14 protein-coding genes and 1 pseudogene are annotated in these 19,653 nt (G+C 59.4%); 7 read left to right on the top strand and 8 right to left on the bottom strand.

What is annotated here, in order from left to right:
• The first annotated feature begins 39 nt into the window (after window positions 1-39).
• From ACOAP0_RS19290 to ACOAP0_RS19270, 5 genes are read left to right on the top strand one after another with little or no spacing between them, the layout of a single operon-like run.
• On the top strand, window positions 40-1,704 hold the full coding sequence (locus tag ACOAP0_RS19290; RefSeq protein WP_498374693.1) for a ShlB/FhaC/HecB family hemolysin secretion/activation protein: 1,665 nt from the start codon (window positions 40-42) through the stop codon (window positions 1,702-1,704).
• Between the two features lie 17 nt (window positions 1,705-1,721).
• Complete coding sequence (locus ACOAP0_RS19285; protein ID WP_498374694.1) at window positions 1,722-2,252, top strand: toxin-activating lysine-acyltransferase; 531 nt, start codon at window positions 1,722-1,724, stop codon at window positions 2,250-2,252.
• Between the two features lie 42 nt (window positions 2,253-2,294).
• Window positions 2,295-2,927 (top strand): outer membrane protein, encoded by a 633-nt coding sequence (locus tag ACOAP0_RS19280; RefSeq protein ID WP_498374695.1) that lies wholly within the window; start codon window positions 2,295-2,297, stop codon window positions 2,925-2,927.
• A gap of 60 nt (window positions 2,928-2,987) precedes the next feature.
• A complete protein-coding gene (locus tag ACOAP0_RS19275) occupies window positions 2,988-8,846 on the top strand; it encodes a two-partner secretion domain-containing protein (RefSeq protein WP_498374696.1) in 5,859 nt (1,952 codons plus the stop codon).
• Between the two features lies 1 nt (window position 8,847).
• The gene (locus ACOAP0_RS19270; protein ID WP_498374697.1) at window positions 8,848-9,330 is read left to right on the top strand and encodes a hypothetical protein; all 483 of its coding nucleotides are present in this window, start codon (window positions 8,848-8,850) and stop codon (window positions 9,328-9,330) included.
• 370 nt (window positions 9,331-9,700) lie between these two features.
• Here ACOAP0_RS19270 and ACOAP0_RS19265 read toward each other — a convergent pair whose 3' ends face one another.
• From ACOAP0_RS19265 to ACOAP0_RS19235, 7 genes and pseudogenes are all read right to left on the bottom strand, one after another.
• Window positions 9,701-10,282, bottom strand: coding sequence for a hypothetical protein (locus ACOAP0_RS19265; RefSeq protein WP_498374698.1), 582 nt, complete (start codon window positions 10,280-10,282; stop codon window positions 9,701-9,703).
• On the bottom strand, window positions 10,279-13,212 hold the full coding sequence (locus tag ACOAP0_RS19260) for a Tn3 family transposase (protein WP_498374699.1): 2,934 nt from the start codon (window positions 13,210-13,212) through the stop codon (window positions 10,279-10,281). The genes ACOAP0_RS19265 and ACOAP0_RS19260 overlap by 4 nt, the downstream gene beginning before the upstream one ends.
• Before the next feature lie 244 nt (window positions 13,213-13,456).
• A pseudogene (locus tag ACOAP0_RS19255) lies at window positions 13,457-13,690 on the bottom strand (TetR/AcrR family transcriptional regulator); the annotation flags it as partial.
• A gap of 63 nt (window positions 13,691-13,753) precedes the next feature.
• Complete coding sequence (locus ACOAP0_RS19250) at window positions 13,754-14,548, bottom strand: SDR family NAD(P)-dependent oxidoreductase (RefSeq protein WP_013521172.1); 795 nt, start codon at window positions 14,546-14,548, stop codon at window positions 13,754-13,756.
• A 1-nt stretch (window position 14,549) separates the two neighbouring features.
• Window positions 14,550-15,266, bottom strand: coding sequence for a glutathione S-transferase family protein (locus ACOAP0_RS19245; protein WP_013521173.1), 717 nt, complete (start codon window positions 15,264-15,266; stop codon window positions 14,550-14,552).
• Complete coding sequence (locus tag ACOAP0_RS19240; protein ID WP_013521174.1) at window positions 15,263-16,252, bottom strand: DMT family transporter; 990 nt, start codon at window positions 16,250-16,252, stop codon at window positions 15,263-15,265. Before ACOAP0_RS19240 ends, ACOAP0_RS19245 begins: the two co-directional genes overlap by 4 nt.
• Window positions 16,249-16,911 carry a peroxiredoxin-like family protein gene (locus ACOAP0_RS19235; protein ID WP_013521175.1) on the bottom strand — a complete coding sequence of 221 codons (663 nt, stop codon included), beginning with the start codon at window positions 16,909-16,911 and terminating at the stop codon, window positions 16,249-16,251. Before ACOAP0_RS19235 ends, ACOAP0_RS19240 begins: the two co-directional genes overlap by 4 nt.
• 248 nt (window positions 16,912-17,159) lie before the next feature.
• On the opposite strand from ACOAP0_RS19235, the gene istA reads away from it, so the two are divergent.
• Window positions 17,160-18,686, top strand: coding sequence for an IS21 family transposase (istA, locus tag ACOAP0_RS19230; RefSeq protein ID WP_498374544.1), 1,527 nt, complete (start codon window positions 17,160-17,162; stop codon window positions 18,684-18,686).
• On the top strand, window positions 18,676-19,479 hold the full coding sequence (gene istB / locus ACOAP0_RS19225; protein WP_013516261.1) for an IS21-like element ISThsp10 family helper ATPase IstB: 804 nt from the start codon (window positions 18,676-18,678) through the stop codon (window positions 19,477-19,479). Before istA ends, istB begins: the two co-directional genes overlap by 11 nt.
• Window positions 19,480-19,553: 74 nt before the next feature.
• On the opposite strand, the gene ACOAP0_RS19220 is transcribed toward istB, so the two are convergent.
• A partial coding sequence (locus ACOAP0_RS19220) for an IS3 family transposase (protein ID WP_498391545.1) occupies window positions 19,554-19,653 on the bottom strand: 100 nt, incomplete at its 5' end.

Below are 19,653 nucleotides of genomic sequence, written 5' to 3'. Positions count from 1 at the left end.
CGATCTACCCTTACAGCAGTCCTGCTATTTTCGGTAGTTATGAGCGCGGCAGCGCAAGCCCTCACGAATGCCCAGCGCGATGCCGCGGAGCAGCGTCGCATCCAGGAACGCGACGCCCAACTGCGCGAACAGCAAGAAAAATCTAGCGACGTTCGTCTGAAACCTGCCGCCCAGAACGAACCGATCCTTCCAGCTTCCGAGTCTCCCTGCTTTCCCATTCGCCAGCTCGAACTGCGTGGCGAGGCTGCAGCTCAGTTCAGCGAGGTATTGGACAGCTTGTCCGGCCCACAAAAAACCGATAGTCCTCTGCGCAAGTGTCTGGGTACCCAAGGCATCGGCATCTTGCTGGAGCGGGCACAGAATGCGTTGGTGGCCAAGGGCTTTGTCACGACCCGAGTGTTGACAGAGCCACAAGATCTATCCACGGGGAGTCTGGTGCTCACTGTGGTGCCTGGTCGTGTTCGTACGGTTCGCTTTGCGGACAAAGATGGCAAGACCATCGCAGCTCCCACATCACTGGCTACTGCCGTGCCGGCCTACCCCGGCGACATCCTGAACCTGCGCGACATCGAGCAAGCGCTGGAGAACTTCAAGCGCGTGCCCACAGCAGACGCAGATATCCAGATCACCCCGGCAGACCAGCCCGACCACAGCGATCTGGTCATTGCCTACCAAAGCACTACGCCTGTACGGCTGTCATTGGCGCTGGACGATAGCGGTGGCAAGAGCACCGGTCGTTACCAAACCAGCGCTACATTTTCTTGGGACAACCCGCTGGGTCTGAATGACCTGTTCTATGTATCCCAAAACCACGATGCCGGTGGTGGCGATCCCGGCCCCCGTGGCACCCAGGGCAGCACGGTGCATTACTCCATTCCCTACGGCTACTGGGCTCTGGGCGCCACGTTTAGCGAGAGCCGCTACCACCAGACCGTGATCGGCGCTACCCAAAACTACGTTTATAGCGGCACCAGCGGCAATGCAGAAGTCAAACTCTCACGCCTGTTCTACCGCGACGCTACCCGCAAAAGCACGGTGCACCTTAAAGCGTTTGAGCGGCACTCCAACAACTACGTGGACGACACCGAGGTGCAAATCCAGCGCCGCGTGGTGGGAGGCTGGGAGCTGGGCGTGGGCCACAAAGAGTTTCTGGGCAGCACCACGCTAGACGCCAACCTGGCCTACAAGCGTGGAACCCGAGACTTTGCGGCCATCGATGCCCCCGAGGAGTCCACTGGGCAAGGCACCGCTCGCTTCAACCTATGGGTGGCAGACGTCACGCTGAACCAGCCTTTCAAGTGGCTAGGCCAGTCGCTGCGCTACCAGGCCAATGTGCGCCTGCAGGGGAATGACACCGCACTGACTCCCCAAGACCGCTTCAGCATTGGCGGTCGCTACAGCGTGCGTGGCTTTGATGGCGAAAGCAGCCTCACTGGCGACAACGGCTGGCTGCTGCGTCAAGAACTGGGCTGGGCACTCGGCAACAGCGGACAAGAGCTGTACCTGGGCATTGATGCCGGTGGCGTGAGCGGCCAGAGCGCGGAGTTCCTGGCAGGCAAAGCCCTGAGTGGCGGGGTTATCGGCCTGCGGGGTAACTACCGCAAGTTGCAGTACGACCTTTTTGTCGGTGCGCCGCTGTACCAGCCCTCTGGCTTCAAAACGGCGGAGACCACGGCGGGCTTTAGTTTGAATTTGGCGTTTTGAGGACAAGTGCTTTGACCATGACCACCTCTGATTTTCATATCGTCGCGCCCGCATTCAACTTACCCGCTCAAAGCGATGCGGAATCGTTTGGTTCTGTTGTGTGGCTCTTTATGCATGGCGGGCGACACAACAGCCAACCGTTGTTTGCACTGGAGCACACATTGTTGCCCGTGATTCATCTGGGGCAATACATCCTGGTGCTGGATAAAAGCGCATCGAAGGGTGCTCCTCGCCCCGTGGGCTACTTGGGATGGGCCAACTTGAGCGCCGAGGCTGAGGCGCGGTATGTACAAAACCCAATCACGGGTTTGACCCGAGATGACTGGAACAGTGGCGACCGAATGTGGTTCACCGATTTTGTAGTCCCATTCGGTCAGGTCACCAAAGTCCATGCCAGCTGGACGCCTCTTCTTGCAAACATCAGCGGACGCTACATGTACCACCGCAGCAATGAAAGAGGTGTCCAAGTTCGCCAATTCGTTGGCGCAAGCGTCACGCAGGATGCCGCCCGTCAGTGGTGGGCAGAGCGCCCCATTTTGGCCGCGTAAACCGTTTAACCGTTTCACCTCAACCTTCTAAAAGGAACCCATATGAAATCCACCACTCTCGCTTTGACCGCAGCCACATTGCTGGCCAGCGCTGGCACTGCTTTTGCGCAGGGCGCTCAGCAAAACTTCGTAGGTCCAGCCATCGGCTTGACCGTTTCCGCCATCCAAAACAAAGTGGACTTTGAAAGCACCGTCACCTCCATCAACGGTCAAAGCACGCAAACCAACGACACAGAAGCCGCGTTGATCGCGTCCTACGGTTTTGCAATGTCGCCTGATTGGGTGGGAACGGTGGGGATTTCCTACAGCGTCAAATCAATGGACGCTGGCAAAGTGAACTACACCGTAGGAACCGCGCAATCTTTCTCCGGCACCTTCAAAGACCACTTGGCCATCTCTTTTGCGCCCGGCTATCGCGTAGGCCCCAATGCATTGGTCTACGGCAAGCTGGCGTTTCACCAAGTCAAGGCTGACTACACCGACACGGCGGCGGCAGGCGGAACCAACACACACAGCGGCACTGGCATCGGCCTGGGCGTTGCCTTTGCGCTTAGCCCCAAGGTAGAGCTTCGCACCGAGTATGAAATGGTCAATTTCTCCAGTGAAAAAGCCAATCTCACTACCGGCAAGCCCAAGATGTCTGGCCTGACAGTGGGCCTGCTTTACAAGTTCTAAGCGCCGTCCGTCGCCCCTGACCGTCCTCAATACCCGCCACCATTCTTTGCCTCGTTTGTTATGAACCAGAACCTATTCCGTCTTGTTTTTAATGCAGCCCGAGGCCAAGTTATGGCGGTGAGTGAGGTGGCCGTTGGCAAAGGTAAGGCGGCCAGTGGCGAACGCAGGGGGCGCAATGTGGCTCTGGCCCTGTTCGCCTTTGTGCTTTCCCCCTTGGCCTGGCCCCAAATCGTGGTCGATCCGAATGCTGCGGGCAACACTAAACCCCAACTTTTTCAAACCGCCAATGGCGTTACCCAGGTCAACATCCAGGCCCCTAGCGCAGCGGGGGTGAGCCGCAACGTCTACACCCAGTTTGATGTGAACGCCCAGGGCGTCATCCTCAACAATGCCACGGGCAATGTGCAAACCCAGCTGGGTGGCTGGGTGCAAAACAACGGCAACCTGGCGGCAGGTTCTGCCCGCGTCATCCTCAATGAAGTCAACTCCAACAGCCCTAGCCAACTGCGCGGCTATGTGGAAGTGGCAGGGCAGCGCGCCGAGGTCATTATTGCCAACCCGGCCGGTATTGCCGTCAATGGTGGCGGCTTTATCAACGCCAGCGGCGTTACCCTCACCACCGGCGCGCCCCTCATGAATGGCGGCAACCTCGATGGCTACCGCGTGCAACGCGGCACCATCACGGTAGAGGGTACAGGCCTTGACACCAATGCCGCCGACTACACCAACATCATCGCCCGCGCCGTACAAGTGAACGCCGGCGTCTGGGCCAAAGACCTCAAGGTCACCACAGGCTCCAACAACGTTAACGCCGCCAACACCAGCGCCACGTCCATTGCAGGCACAGGCACTGCCCCCACCGTAGCCCTGGACGTCGCCGCATTGGGTGGCATGTACGCAGGCAAGATCACCCTGGTGGGCACCGAGACCGGCGTGGGTGTCAATAACCGAGGGAACATCGTGGCTCGGGGTGGCGATCTGGTGCTCCAGGTTGATGGCACGCTCACCAACCGCGGCCTGATTGACGCAGGCAACGCGGGTGGTACAGCGCAATCACGCATCACCGCCACCACCATCGACAACGTAGGTACAGGCGCCATCTTTGGTGACAAAGTGGCTATCAGCGCCACCACACTCAACAACCAGGCCGAAAGCGTGAACGGCACCGTCACGGGCGCCACCATTGGCGCACGCACCAGCCTGAACCTTGGGGTACAGACTCTCAACAACTCCGACATGGGCCTGGACACCCCGGCCAACCCCTCGCAAAACACCACCGCCACTGCCAGCGTCAACATCCTGAGCCTTGGTGACATCAACATTGGTGGCAGCATCGATGCGACGGGCCAGGCCCAGGGCACTGCCGCCAGCATCAACAACACCTCGGCCACCATCCAGGCCGGCGGCAACGTCAGCATCAACGCCACGGCGGTAAATAACACTGACGCACACTTTGCATCCGTCAACGAAACCACCACCACCGCCGTCTCCGAAACCATTGGGTCCGCCGCTGCGGGCTACTACGTCAACGTGACCCAGAGGACGGTCAGCGGCCCAGTGGTGACCGCTGCATTGCCCGGCACCATCTCTGCGGCGGGTAATCTGACCATCCAGGCCAACACCATCGACAACGCCAACAGCCGCATGCTGGCTGGCGGCGCGGTCACCCTGCCGGTGGGTGTCAGTATCAACAATGCAGGCGTTACCGCCACCAAAACCACCACCACCACGGGCACTGCGTATTCCCTTAGCCAGGATCGAAGCTGTCAAGTGCTATTTAAGGGCAACTGTTTGGCCTGGGGCCCCTGGTACGACGTATGGACCCCATCGGGCTACTCCAGCCCGGTCAATGAAACCGTGACGGCAGGCGCCGGAACGACGACCAGCAACGCCGGTGCGACGGCCCCCAGTACCCCAGGTGCCAGCGTGGCCAACAGCAGCCTCTTCCAGATCAGCACCAATCCATCGGCCAACTACGTGGTAGCCACTAACCCCGCCTTTACCAATTACAAGACCTGGCTGGGCAGCGACTACATCACCAGCCGCATCAACCTGGACCCCAACGTCACCCAAAAGCGCCTGGGCGATGGCTTTTACGAGCAGCGCCTCATCAACGAACAAGTGGCCCAGCTCACCGGCCGCCGCTTCCTGGGCAACTTCACCAGCGACGACCAACAATTTCGCGCACTGATGGATGCTGGCGTCACCTTTGCCACCGCATTCAACCTGCGCCCCGGCATTGCCCTGACTGCAGAGCAAATCGCCCGCCTGACCAGCGACATCGTTTGGCTGCAACAAGAAACGGTGACCCTGCCCGATGGCACCCAAACGGTAGCCCTGGTACCCCAAATCTATTTGAAACCCCGCACTGGTGACCTCTCCCCCAGCGGCGGCCTGATCAGCGGCGCCAGTGTCAACATTAACACCGCAGACCTCAGCAACTCCGGCACCATCCTGGGCCGCAAAGTGGTGCAGATCAACGCCGACACCATCAATAACCTGGGCGGCAACATTCGGGGGGATGCCGTGGCCCTCACCGCCACGCAAGACATCAACAATACAGGCGGCACCATCACCGCCCAAGACAAGCTCACCCTGCAAGCCGGACGCGACATCAACAATACGTCCACCACGGCCACCGCCAGTTCGGGCGACAGCCGCAACGGCATCACCAACACCACGGTAGACCGCGTAGCCGGCTTGTACGTTACCGGTAACAACGGCGTCTTGCTTGCCAGTGCCGGGCGCGACATCAACCTGGTCGCCAGCCTCATCAAGAACGGCGGGGCCAACAGCCAAACCACGCTGGTCGCGCAAAACGACATCAACCTCACCACCCTGCAGACCCGCCAGACCAACAACCTGGAGCGAGACAGTGGCAACTTCCGCCGCGCCACCAGCACCGCAGAGGCCGGCAGCAGCATCGAAGGTGCGGGCAACGTCACGCTCTCTGCAGGCAACGATGTCAACGCCCGCGCAGCCAAGATCGGAGCTGGAAAAGAACTGGATGTAGCCGCCGCCAACAACATCATCCTGCAGGCCGGCCAGGCCACCACCAATGTGGACCAGATGGCCAGCGCGTCGGGCAAAGACCTGTTCTTCACCAGCAGCATCCAAACCCGCCGCCAGGAGCAAAGTGCGACCGCCCAGGTCAGCAGCTTGAGCGGCCAGAGCACCAAAGTCGTCGCAGATAACACGCTGGCCAGCATTGGCGCCAAGCTGGAGGCCACTGGCGTAGATACGGGCACGGGCACCCTGCGGGTAGAAGGCAAGAACAACACCCTGCTGTATGAAGTGCAAAACTTCAGCCAGACCAGCGTCACCACCCAGACCAAAACCGGCCTAGGCTTCATGTTCGACCCGCTGGGCATTGGTCCGGATTTGGAAAACAAGACAGTGACCGACGCCCGTGCCACCAGCACCGCCATTGGCACCAAGCTGGTTTCTACGCAGAAGATTGAGATTGGCGTGGGCAACAAGACCGAGCTGCGCGGCGCCGAGGTAGAAGCACCCCAGATTGCTTTCGTTCAGACGGACCCGAGCAAGGCCGGAGAGCTGATCCTGGGCGGCAGCACCAACACCACCCAGACCAGCCATACCGAGAAAACAGAAACCGCAGGGGTCTACCAGGAGATGAAGGGCAATGGCTCTACGGTGGAGACACTGAACCAGACCAGCCTAAAGGGCAATGTAGCGTTTGACAGTGCCTTGAAGATCACGGTGCAAATCCCCGACACCAAGGGCGGCCAGGCACTCAAGAGCCAGATCAATGCACTGGTGACCCAGGGCAATGGCGTTGGGCTGGATTACCTCAATGCACTGGCCAACAACCCTAATGTGAAGTGGGACCAGGTAGCCCTTGCACATGAAAAATGGAGCTGCGACCAGGCGGGCCTTACCGGGGCGGGGGCGGCACTGCTGACTATTGTGGTGACCTACTTCACTGCGGGCATGGGAACGGCTGCCGTGGGCGGCACCGCAGCCACGGCCACCAGTGCTGCCACCGTCATGGGCAGCACCACTCTGGCTACTGCTGTCAACGCCGGTTTCTCTGCCCTGGCCAGCCAAGCGGCAGTGGCCATGGTGAATAACAAGGGCGACATTGGCAAAACGCTGGAGCAGCTGGGCAAGGAAGAGAGCATCAAGGGCTTGTTGACCACCATGGTGACGGCAGGGGCGTTGGACAAGCTCAATGCCAACTACTTCAATGGGATGGATGCCAAGAGCAGCTTCTTCGACCAGCTCCAGAAGAACGTAACGAACAACCTGGCGACTGACATGGTGAACAGTGCGCTGGCGGGCAAGCCGTTTGATGAGAAGACGTTTGCCAACTCGCTGCAAAACGCGCTTATTACTACCGGGATGGCGCAAGGGGCGTTTGGGATTGGAGAAGGTCTCAAGAACGAAGACCTCAATGCTTTCACCCACAAACTAGCGCATGCAGTGCTGGGCTGTGCGGGAGGAGCGGCGACTGCGGGCAACGCATCGGGTTGTGCGCCGGGGGCGGTGGGGGCTGTGGTGGGGGAATTGGCTGCGGAGTATTACAACCCCACGAGTGACAAGCGCAAGACTGCGCAAACGGTGGGCTTTGCCAAAGTAATAGCGGCAGTAGCCGGACTCATTGCCGGTGGCGGTGGGGACAATGCGGCTGCGGTTAACATTGCAGCCACCGCCGGGGCTAATGCGGCGGAGAACAACAAGATGCTGCACCCCAAGGCCATGCAACGCATTCAAGACCTTGCCAAGGGTGATCCGCAAAAAGAAGCGCGCCTAGCGGCAGCGGCGTGTGCATTGGTCCGTTGTTCCGATGGGGTGCCCAAAGATGACCCCACCTATGCTTACCTCAAGAAGATGCAAGACGCGGGTGAAAACCTCTCGGACGAGAAGACGCTGCTGAGTAAGCAAACTGCTTATATTGCTCGCAACCCCAATGCGCCGCTGTTTAGCTATACCGGGGTGGATGAATACATCATTGATCCTTTCACACAAAGCAAGGGAGGAACCCGCTTGGCCGGTGCAACCCAAGCAACTGTGGGGGCGGTAGGTGTGGGCGCTAGTGGCACGCTGTGCACCACAGGCTTGGGCTGTGTATTAGGTGCGGTGACAGGAACAGTCAGTGCAGACTATATGGTAGCCGGTGTTAAGCAAACGGCAACGGGTAACGCAACGCTGCCCTATGGCGAGCAAGTGCTGCAAAGCTTGGGCTTGAGCCCGCAAGCGGCGGCTTATACGTATGCAGTGCTGGGCATGACTCCGGCGGTGATTGAGGGGGTGATGGTCAACAATGCGGCGAACCAAGCAGCTAAATTGAATTTAGCCACGCGGGAAGGTAATGCGACGTTAGCAGCGCAGGAAGCGAGTATCCCTGTAACCAACCCGTTTATTACCAAAGGAGTCGTATTCACCAATGATTTACTCACGACAAACCCCGCAGTAAAAGGGATTTACAACGACTATCTAGTGGCTTTTGCTGGGAATGTTGCTCGTGCAGAGGAATTTACTGCTCGAGCTGTACAGAGTGGACAGTCCCTTCCTGTTGCCCGGATTGTTGGCCGTAACGAAGAACTAGTCCGACTGGTTCCAGTGGGAAACGATGCAGGAATGAGTTCGTTCTACATGAGTCGTGTGCAATACGATATGTTGATAGGTACAGGCAAAAACGCGCAGCAAGTTGCCGAGGCACTAGGCTTGCCCGCACAAAGCTATTCAGCGGGTGGATTCAGAGGATTTCAGGCGGTGAGCATTCAGGCGCAGCCCGGAAAGATAGCGACTGCTTATGAAACGACAATTGCTCCCATTGAGCAAGGGGCATTCACAGCCACTGGTCAGCTCAAGCAATTAATCGTACCTAACCTAAAAGACTTCACTCCGCCTACGCCAATACCAGGTGGCATTATTCCAGTGGCGAGGAGTCGCTGAGATGCGTTACATCGATCAGTACGTTCGGATTGCCGCCGAAAAGTTCGAGAGAGAACTTGCTCGTGTTGCTCTTACTGATACACAAGCAAAGCATTACTTTGAGAACGCAGGTGTTAAAAGAATACTTGAAGATATTAAGTCAGGTAAATTGACACCACCCTCAAAGGCGTTTGAACCTTATGCTTGGTGGTTCTTCCCAGACAGCAAATATAGTGAATGGGCATCCCGCTTGATGTATGTAGAAGGTGAACAAGACTTGTTTGATGCGTCAGCAGGCTTGTCAAACATACTTCGATATCAGAATGATGTTGAATTCGCAGATTATTGCCAACGATTAGGGTATGTATTTCCTGACGGCTGGCCAAACGACCAAGCTTTGTACCAAAAAACAGTTACTCAAACAGACTTGGATGAATCGAAAAAGGTCAATCAATCCCACATGAGCTTGTTAAAGCGACTGTCTCAATTCTTGTCAAAAAAATAATTGCGGTTACCGGTCCCGTCGTATATAACCATTTGCACTATCCACAACCTGGTTGGCGCGATCGGGGGCGATGCTGTCGCCCTCAAAAACCTGTTCTGTTCGGGATCGAATCCGGGCAATCGACCTTCCAGATAGATCAACGGATTTGGAGCTACACACGACCCACGATAGTCTTCGTGTACTTTATGTAAATCAAGTTGAGGAAGCAGCCTAAGTGGCCGCTATAACCGAGATTCCAATGCCTATTCCTCCCGTTTTCTGGCAAACCATCTTACCGGAGCCGAGCTTGGACTTCTATGGTTCGCAGCCCACCCAATTCTTCATGCTCCGATCAAGCTCGCATAACTTCTGGCCGTATAAGCCCAAAGTCTCAGGCAGGATTCAAAGACACCAATTCGCCATCGAGATCCAGGTAGCTGTCATCGCCATGGCAGACCCATTTCAGGGTTGAATCCGCGCCAATTTCCCGTTTGAATGCGCTCAAGGATTGGCGGTACTGGGCATCTGATGTCGTGGATTGCTGGATGCGTGGCCAATTCGTTTGCAAACCAGCCAAGTCCTCCTCTCCGATATCCGATCGGAAAACAGTGACGGAGCCGCTGGGCTGTAGCAGGAGAAACAAGTAGTCGCAGCTCACCAACATGGTGCCCAGCACCCTCTGCACAATGGTGCTGGCGGGATTGACCAGCACATGGAATGTCTTGCATCCGTAGAACTCGAATGAGAACCGCACCACTTCAAAGTCATCGCGCCCCATGAGCTGGTGCCCAAACCGGAAGCCCGAGGCGGTCGCCGCATAGGGGATTTCCTGGTCCAAGCGCAAGGCCAGAAAGCCACGCGTACGCGCGTTCTCCCGCACCAACCCCATGGCAAAACATGGTTCTGACGTGCTGATCAGTTCCTCTGTGAACTGCACATTGAGGCCCAGTGGCAGAAGTTGATTGGCGTTCATGCCGTGCGCCTCTGGTTGGGTGCTTTCACAGGCACTGAGCTGGGCAAGATGCGCTGCGCAAACTTCTCCACCGGAAAATCAAAGGTCCCACGCAGGTTGATACCTTCAATGTTGATGGGTGCAATGCGGCGCAAGTCTTCGGACAAGGGGTTTTCTCCAGCAGCCTGAATGCGATTGAGGGCGTTTTGCATGTGGCCCGCGTTCCACGCCATCACCGAGTTGCTGAGCAGGCTCAACGAGGAAGAGACAGCAGCCACCGACTCCATGCGCTTGGACAGTGCAGCCGGGATCTTGCCCGTGTGAATAGCCCGGTACAGCGTATGCGTGGCCTCACCACGATTCAGGGCATGGCGCACTTCGCCCCGGAATGCCGGGTTCAAAAAATAGTCCACCAGGTAGATGGTGCGTTGCAGCAAGCCGTACTGCACCCCACCGTCATAGATGGCCTGACCACGCGCATCGGAGCCAAACCGGGTCAACACTTGTACGGCACTGCATTGACCACTGTGCACGGAGGCAGCAATCCGTACCAGATCATCGTAAACCGCCTCCATGTCGGCCATATTCAGATCGCAGACCAGAACACCGGCCAGACTGGCGGGACCAGCATATCCCTTGAAGGCGTGCAGTTTGCGGTGCTTGATATCGGCAAGATGCGGGCACAGGTCAAAGTGCAGGAGCTTGCCCAGTCCCATGGCAAAGTCGGTGTACCCGTGTGTATCCACGGCAAGTTGACCCACATCTTCCACCGCTGTCTGGCGCACCATGCCCTCCAGCGCCACACCGGCTTGGCGCTCATTGAGCAAAACAGGCTGGTCGTAGAAAATCCCCCAGCCATCCCGTTTGTGGCTGTAAACGCCAACAGATGCCGTTTTGCGCCGCGGATCAGCACGGGCCTGCCAAATGGAGCGTTCTGTTTCCAGGCTCATCATGTCGGAAGATGCCAGATTGGCGCGTCCCCAGTGTCCGGCAATGCCAAAACGGTGCAGATACTGGACTACAGCATCGCTGGCTTGGCGCAGCAGACGCTCATCGCACAGGCGTTTCATATTGCGGCGGATGGCTTCCGTCGGTACTTCTGGAATCATCCTTGACAGCTCGGCCGCCGACATCGAGGTGCCGTGCGCCAGTACGGCGGCATAGACCATGAGCAATTCACGTCGGTTGTGCGGCTCTCTGCCCAGCAATATCCAACTGAAGCGCACCGCGCTGTCGATTTCGAGGACGATTTCGGGGAGTTGCCCCAGGGGGCGGTCATTCAAGAGTGCGCGCCGCAGTTCTGCCACCCGCATGTCTTCCGGGCTCGCTGGTTGGCGTTCCAGAATCATGCCATCGGCTTCTACCTGGACCTGCCCGCTGGAAGCGGCTTCACCGAACTCCTGCAGCCTGGTTTCCAGGAGCTCCACCACGGGCTGTAGGTGCTCCTTCGGATCTCTGGACAGTTTCAAATGTCCGTAATGGACATTGCGATGGATGGCCCACTGCTCTTTAGCGATCAGCAAACTAGCCTGGCTGCGAAATGCAAAGGTATGAGACAGGTAGACAGAACCGTTGCGCAGTGCCACGCGCAGCGCGAACAAGGTGGCCCATTCGAATGCACACAAGGCCTTGCGGCGGTCGGCATCTGCAAAGGCTTCCCGCCAGCGGTTGCCCAGCTTGATCGTCGGGATGGCGACCAAGGTGTTGGCCTTGCGGTCATAGGTTTCCCGCAGCAGGGCCAAGGCTGCGATCACAGGGTGATCGCCATGTGCCTGCAGCGGCAGGATCAGCAGGCGGGCCAGGATGGCGCGTGCCTGCTTGGGGTTTTCTATCAAATAGGCCCGTGCCATGGCAGAACGACTCAGTTTGGTGTCCGTCAGGGTTGCAGTAACCAAGTCACACAGCTTGGTTTTGAGGTCTTCATGGGAGAGGTCGCTCTGGGTGGCCAGTCCTTTGACGTTCAGAGCGAATTCCCGAAATTTGGACTGCACGTCCGTGGCGCTGGGGGCGGTTTCACGCGAAGCCTCGTTAGTCGTGGCGCGAATCCAGCGGCGCAGCATCAGTAGCAACTGGTCAGAGGCGGTGCACAAGGCATACCGCAGAAAACAGGCCGTCTCCAAGGTGCGCCGTGTGCTGGTAATGCGTTTGCTTTGCGATGGGGAGCGCTGCGCACAGCGCCTTGCATAGTGGCGCACTGTTGCGTCATTGACCTGTTCGGGCCAGTGATCGGCCAAGCCCATGGCCCGCACATGGTCGATTTTTTCCAGCACCTCGTTAATTTGTACGGTGGACTGCTTGCGCGGCGGCGCCCATAGCCAGGTTTGGAGAATTTCACCGTCATCGACTGGGGTGGCCAGGGCGCGCTCCCAGTCTTGCAGCATCTGCGCCCCATAGGCCTGTGTCAGTTTGGCAACCAGTTGGGATTCGTGGTCTGCTTGGGCCTGGGCCACCAGGTGTTTGAGTTCCCGCTCCGCAATTTGCAATATCCGGTGTTCGTAAAACCAGCGCTTGAGCTCTGGCACCAGGGATCTGGTTTCCGCACGGCCAGTCAGCGTTTCACGCAACCAGCGCACGACGTAACGCCTTTGGTGCTCCGTCATCATCTGGAATCCCAGCGTTTGGTACGCCAACTTCTGATGGTCTGACAGCGTGCGGGGGCGTTCTACATACAAAGAACGCAAGGTACCGATTTCGGGGGCCTCCACGCCGGTTTGGCTTGCAAGCTGGCTCCACAGGTTCTTGGGAATGCGTTCAAATGCCCCAAGGGTACGTCCGGTCATACGGATAAACCCTATGTGCAGTGCCAGTCCAATACGGTGCAGGGGTTTGCGCAAGCCACGGATGGTGGCCAACTCAGAGGCGCTGAAGGAGAAGAAGGTGGTGAGCTCGAAATCATCCAGTCCGGGCGGGATTTCGCGCAATCCTAGATAAGGGGTTCGCCAATGTTCCACAACAGTCTCCTTGTCGCCGAATTCTTTGAAGGAGCATTATGTGTCGCCGAGGCGATGCGGCTTGACGCAAGGCACGAAGCAGGGTTTGACTGCAAATACCTGTCGATCTCCGCCGGCGAAGTTTTTAATGGAGGGGGTCAGGAAATACAGTATCCATGCGGGTTTCAAGAGCATGACCCTCGGGAACCCGCATGGATGCTAGGTTCTGAAACGTCCTAAAACGCACGATGGTTCAAAGGACCCCCAACTGGGACTCGAAGCGCCGGACCCGATCGCAAAAGCCTCGCTCGACATAGTGTTCGAGCGCCTGCCGGTACAGCGTGCGTTTGTCGCCAAACGTGTTGTACAGACTGGGGCCGGCGATACCCATCGCGTCGGCCAGGTCCCGCACCGAGGTGGCTTCGTAGCCCCTCGACCAGAAGCATTGAATCGCGGCATCGAGGGCCACTGCTTCGTCAAACTCTCTGGGGCGCGCCATGATCGTTCCTGGATCGGTTCGTGGTTGGCTTCGTGAGTGGATGCGGTGCTTGATGCCGCGTCGTCACAATGCGCTGTGGTCCTTGACCGCCTCTTCCAGCGCGCTCTTGAGCGTCAGGAATCTCGCATCGACCGCTACCGGATCGTTACGGTTGAGCGCAATCATCTGGGCTCTCGCCTCCCCGCCCCGGATGACCTCGAAAGCGTTCGCCTCGATCCCGGCGACGATGGCATCGGCCACCGCAGAAGCAGGCTCGCGCGAAAACCCCAGTTCGGGACCAGCGCGATTCGACTTCATCATCGGCGTGTCCGTGCCTCCAGGATAGGCCGTCAACACATGAATGCCTTCGCCCTTGAGCTCGCGCCTGAGCGCCTCGCCAAAGCGAGCCAGACCTGCTTTCACCGCGGCATACGTTGCATAGAAGGGTGCGCCGACCAGGGCAATGCCGGAGGCGACATTCACCACCATGGCATCTCCGCTGGCCCGCAGAGCGGGGAGCGCCGCGCGGGTCAACAAGACTGGCGCGAGCAAGTCGACGATCACCATCTGCTCGATATCGGCTTCCGTGGTGTTCTCCAGCCGGCCAGCCCGCACGCCGCCGGCGTTGTTGACGAGGATGTCGAGTCCGCCCAGCGTCTGTATCGCCTGGTCCAGCGTGGCCGCGCGTCCCTCGGGACTTCCCACGTCAGCGCAGACGCCCGTCGCCGAGTCAAGGCTGCGCAGTGCATCGTCCAGGACGCTTCTGCGCCTTCCGGTGATGACCACCCTGGCGCCTCGCGCGATCAGCGCATGGGCCAGCGCGAGGCCGATCCCGCTCGATCCGCCCGTGACGAGGACCCGCTTGTTCTTCAGTTCCATTTCAAACTCCTTGCGCCGATGCAGGGGGATAGTTCGACGGGAAGAGCGCACGCTTGGTCTCCTCGTCGTTGATCGCCTTGAACGCATGGCTCTTGGCGAGCGCCCGGGCGCGAGCGACCGCCGGACGCGCATCCACGCCTGCGAACCACCGCTTCAGTTCGGGAAAGGGCCCCAGAGGATCCTCGGCGCCCTTGCGCACGCGGGAAGCGCGATCGAGCCAGCCCCAGGCGGAGATGTCGGCGATCGTGAAACCGCTGCCGACGATGAACTCGCGTCCGGACAGGTGATCGTTGAGAACCTGATAGTGCCGCTCCGCCTCGCGGCGGTAACGATTGGCCGCGTAGTCCAAGCCCTCGGGCGCGGCGAACTGGAAGTGCACCGCCTGCCCGGAGAACGGCCCCAATCCCGAGGCGATGAAGAGCAGCCAGGACAGCAACTCCGGCCGATCCTCGGACGTGCCCAGAAGCTGGCCGGTCTTTTCCGCCAGATAGATCAGGATGGCGGTCGAGTCGAAGACCCTGACTTCGTTGCCGCCCGGCCCCTCGGTATCGACGATGGCCGGTACCTTGCCGTTCGGATTGATCGCACGAAAGGCGGGCGCATGCTGCTCGCCCTTGCTTGTGTCGACCGGCAAGGCTTCGTAGGCCAGACCGGTCTCCTCCAGAAAGAGCGCGATCTTTGCGGGGTTGGGGGTCGGATGAAAGTAGAACCGGATCATGGTGTATGCCTCGTGGTTGCGGAAATCGATGGCTTCGCTGCTTTACGGGCAGGACGTGCTGCCAAGAGCACGCCGCCAACAACGACGGCAAGTGCAACGCACTCTCCACCAGACGGCAGCTCTCCAAGTACGGGAATGGCGGCCAGCGAAGCAACGACCGGAATCAGGGCGATGATGGCTGTGGCCGCAGATGGGCCCAGAAGCGCGACAGAGCGATTGAAGGAAACGATCGCAACGCCGCTCATCAGGACGCCCTGATAGACGGCCTGCAAGCCGATCTCGCTGGGTGAGGCCATGGCGAGGCGACTGAGCCCGCCAAAAATATAGATCGGCAGGAAGAGGATGGCCGACCAGAAGCAGATCAGGGCTGCGGCCTGCACAGGTGTCAGGGCGCTGCGCCGAAAAAGCAGCGTGTAGACGGCCCACATGGCAGCGGCAGTCATCAGGGCGATGAGGCCCATCGGGTTCATGCCACCGTGAGCGGAAACACCGCCTGCAACCATGAACACCAGTCCGATGATGATGGCGAGGTAGCCACACCAGCGCGCGCGGCCCTGTTTCTCTTTCAGGAAAATCCACGCGAAGGCGCCGGCGAATACCGGCATCAGGGTCGGCGCTATCGCTGCCGCGCGGCCGGCCGACGTGAGCTGCAGGCCGAGCGCGACCGCCAGGACGAAGGGCAACCCCCAAAGGCAGGCATAGACCAGCCCCTCACGCCATTCCTTGGCTGATAGGCGTCTCTTTCCCCGCAACAGCACTGGAAGAAGAATGACGGCACCGATGCCGAACCGCAGCGCGGTCACATCCCACAGGCGAAGTTCGCGCGTGACACTGAAGCGCGTCACGACGAACCAGCCCGCAAAGATCGTGACGCTGAGCCCGGCCCAGCAGAATCCGCGCAAGACGTTCCGGGATGATCTCTGAGGCCACGACGCGGCAGCCGGTCCGACTACCGCTTCTTGCACCAAGTCGACGGCCTGCGTCACGTAACCGCCTGCTCTTGCAGCGCCGCAAGAAGTCGCTGCGGGGCCAATCGCTGCCGGTAATCGACCTCGATGAAAGCCAGCGAGATCCTCTGGTTCGGCGTGATCACATAGGTGGCGGGAACGGGCAGCTCCCAACTGGCGTCCCCATTTATGCTCGGCAGCGCCTTGTTGCTGGAACTCAAGGCATCGCGCAGTTCCTGCGGCAATGGATAGACCAGCCCGAATTGGCGAGCCACGTCATTGCCCAGATCGCTCAGGACGTTAAACGTCAACGCCTCGCGCTCCGCGGTTGACAGTGATGCGTCCGGAAGCTGAGGTGAGATGGCCAGCATGCTTGCGCCAAAGGATGCCAACTCGGGCAGCAAGGCCTGGTAGGACCGCAGTTGGAGGTTGCAGTACGGACACCAGCCACCTCGATAGAAGGTCACCACCACAGGACCTTGCTTGAGAGCAGCGGACAGCGACACCGTGCCGCCTTGGGCGTCCGGCAACGAAAAGTCGGGGGCCCTGTCTCCCTCCTTCAGCGCAGCGTGCCTCGCAAAGGTCGATCGCAGTTCCTCGATCCTGGACTCATAGAGCGCGACCCGGCCGGCTGGAGCGGTGCGGGCGAACTCCTTTCGCAATTCTTGCAGTTGTCGATCAAGATCAATAACGGCCACTTGGATCTCCCTTCGAGCAAGGCAGTCGCGGCGGGGATCGCAGCGGACTCCCGTTATTTTATATCAGTCGATAAAAAATGGCTTGTGTCAAGCGTTTTGCCTGAATGCAGGTCGCATCAGAAGCCTATACAGGTCAACGGTGTTGATTTCCACGCAGAAGTGACCCACTAACCCCCAGGATTTCCATCTAAATCTGACCCACGTACTAACCCTAACCTGCTGCTTTGTTGAGCAGCAGGAGACCAGGAGTGATAGACGTGGCAACACTGAGTGTCATCAGGCGCTGGGCCCTGCGAGAGCAGCTGTCCATCCGAGAGATCGCCCGCCGCACGGGCCTCTCGCGCAACACCATCCGCAAGTACCTGCGCGCAGGCGAGGCCGAGCCGCACTATGCCAAGCGGGTCAGCCCTTCCAAGCTCGATCCCTTCGCATCGAAGCTCTTGGGATGGCTCAAGACGGAAGCTGGCCGATCCCGCAAGCAGCGGCGTACCGTCAAGCAGATATACGCCGATCTGCAGGCGCTGGGCTATACCGGCTCCTACAACCGGGTCGCGGCCTTTGTCCGCCTCTGGCAAGAACAACGCCTGGTGGCCCAGCAGACCACCGGCCGCGGCACCTTTGTGCCTTTGGCCTTCGGCCCCGGCGAGGCGTTCCAATTCGATTGGAGCGAGGACTGGGCAGTGCTCGCAGGTGTGCGCACCAAGCTGCAGGTGGCTCACTTCAAACTCAGTCACAGCAGGGCGTTCTACCTGCGTGCCTATCTTCTGCAGACGCACGAGATGCTGTTCGATGCCCACAACCATGCGTTCGTCGTGCTGGGCGGTGTGCCCCGCCGAGGCATCTACGACAACATGCGCACCGCTGTAGACCGGGTGCGCCGTGGCAAGGAGCGCGACGTCAATGCGCGCTTTGCGGCCATGGTGAGTCACTTCCTGTTCGAGGCCGAGTTCTGCAACCCGGCCTCGGGCTGGGAGAAGGGCCAGGTGGAGAAGAACGTGCGCGATGCCCGCCATCGCCTGTGGCAGGTGGTGCCGCCATTCCCAAGCCTGCCCGATCTCAATGCCTGGCTTGAGGAGCGCTGCGTGGCGCTGTGGCACGAGATCGAGCATGGCAAGCTGGCTGGCACCGTCGCGGACGTCTGGGTCGAGGAGCGGGCAGCCTTGATGCCTGTGCCCCGGCCCTTCGATGGCTTTGTGGAGCACACCAAGCGCGTCTCACCCACCTGCTTGGTCCACTTCGAGCGCAATCGCTACAGCGTGCCAGCGCCGTATGCCAACCGGCCTGTGAGCCTGCGGGTCTACGCGGACCGCCTGGTGGTCGCTGCCGAAGGCCAGATCATCTGTGAACACCAGCGCCTGATCGAGCGCAACCACCATGGCGCTGGGCAGACCGTCTATGACTGGCGCCACTACCTGGCGGTGCTGCAGCGCAAGCCCGGGGCATTGCGCAATGGCGCTCCCTTCCAGGAACTGCCAGTGGCCTTCAAACGGCTGCAGACCGCCCTCTTGATGCAGCCAGGCGGCGACAGAGAGATGGTGGAGGTGCTGGCACTGGTGCTGCATCACGACGAGCAGGCCGTGCTCGCCGCAGTGGAACTGGCCCTGGAGTCTGGGGCTGCCAGCAAGACCCATATCCTGAACGTGCTGCACCGGCTGCTGGACGGCAAGCCCGCTCCAGCACCGGTCACCTCCCTCCAGGCCCTCAAGCTGGCGATGGAACCCCAGGCCAACGTGCTGCGCTATGACCAATTGAGGGAGGTGCGCTATGCGTCATGACCCCGCCATCGCTTCCATCGTGATCATGCTGCGCGAGCTCAAGATGCACGGCATGGCCCAGGCAGTTGCGGAACTGGCTGAGCAAGGTGCGCCAGCCTTCGAGGCAGCACAGCCCATCCTGTCCCAACTGCTCAAGGCTGAGACCGCCGAGCGGGAGGTGCGCTCGGTGGCTTACCAATTGAAGGTGGCCAGGTTCCCCGCGTACCGGGACCTGGCAGGCTTCGACTTCAGCCACAGCGAGGTGAACGAAGCCCTGGTGCGCCAGTTGCACCGGTGTGAGTTCTTGGAGGATGCCAACAACGTGGTGCTGGTGGGCGGGCCGGGCACAGGCAAGACCCACATCGCCACAGCCCTCGGAGTGCAAGCCATTGAACACCATCACCGAAGGGTGCGGTTCTTCTCCACGGTAGAGTTGGTCAATGCGCTGGAAGAAGAGAAGGCCCAAGGCAAGACAGGGCAGATGGCCCACCGGCTTGCATATGTGGATCTGGTGATTCTGGACGAGTTGGGCTACCTGCCGTTCAGTGCATCAGGAGGCGCCTTGCTGTTCCACCTGCTGTCCAAACTCTACGAGCGCACCAGCGTCGTGATCACCACCAACCTGAGCTTCAGCGAGTGGGCCAGTGTGTTCGGGGATGCCAAGATGACCACGGCATTGCTCGACCGGCTCACGCATCACTGCCATATTCTTGAGACCGGCAATGACAGCTACCGGTTCAAGAATAGCTCCGCACAGCAACCACCACAGACCACCAAGAAGGAGAAGGCGACCAAGAACTTATCCACAACGTGAGCGTGAAGTTCACGAATCAGGGTGGGTCAAGATTCGATGGAAATGGTGGGGGTGCGGCGTAAAACTTGAACTGGTTAAACACTGATTCCAAGCCTTGCCCGGTATTCGATGGGGCTCAGTGAACCCAAGGATATCTTGATCCTCTTCTCGTTGTACCAGCGGATGTAAGAGTCG

The sequence above is a fragment of the Curvibacter sp. Hmag1.1 genome, from assembly GCF_059769165.1.
This window is presented reverse-complemented; position numbering and strand designations above follow the sequence as displayed.

Excerpts from the sequence above, each read along its gene's own strand:
- ACOAP0_RS19270 (WP_498374697.1), top strand. The coding sequence starts at position 8,848 with ATGCGTTACATCGATCAGTACGTTCGGATTGCCGCCGAAAAGTTCGAG.
- istB (WP_013516261.1), top strand. The coding sequence starts at position 18,676 with ATGCGTCATGACCCCGCCATCGCTTCCATCGTGATCATGCTGCGCGAG.
- ACOAP0_RS19250 (WP_013521172.1), bottom strand. The coding sequence starts at position 14,548 with ATGGAACTGAAGAACAAGCGGGTCCTCGTCACGGGCGGATCGAGCGGG.
- ACOAP0_RS19275 (WP_498374696.1), top strand. The coding sequence starts at position 2,988 with ATGAACCAGAACCTATTCCGTCTTGTTTTTAATGCAGCCCGAGGCCAA.
- ACOAP0_RS19290 (WP_498374693.1), top strand. The coding sequence starts at position 40 with ATGAGCGCGGCAGCGCAAGCCCTCACGAATGCCCAGCGCGATGCCGCG.
- ACOAP0_RS19285 (WP_498374694.1), top strand. The coding sequence starts at position 1,722 with ATGACCACCTCTGATTTTCATATCGTCGCGCCCGCATTCAACTTACCC.
- ACOAP0_RS19245 (WP_013521173.1), bottom strand. The coding sequence starts at position 15,266 with ATGATCCGGTTCTACTTTCATCCGACCCCCAACCCCGCAAAGATCGCG.
- ACOAP0_RS19280 (WP_498374695.1), top strand. The coding sequence starts at position 2,295 with ATGAAATCCACCACTCTCGCTTTGACCGCAGCCACATTGCTGGCCAGC.
- ACOAP0_RS19265 (WP_498374698.1), bottom strand. The coding sequence starts at position 10,282 with ATGAACGCCAATCAACTTCTGCCACTGGGCCTCAATGTGCAGTTCACA.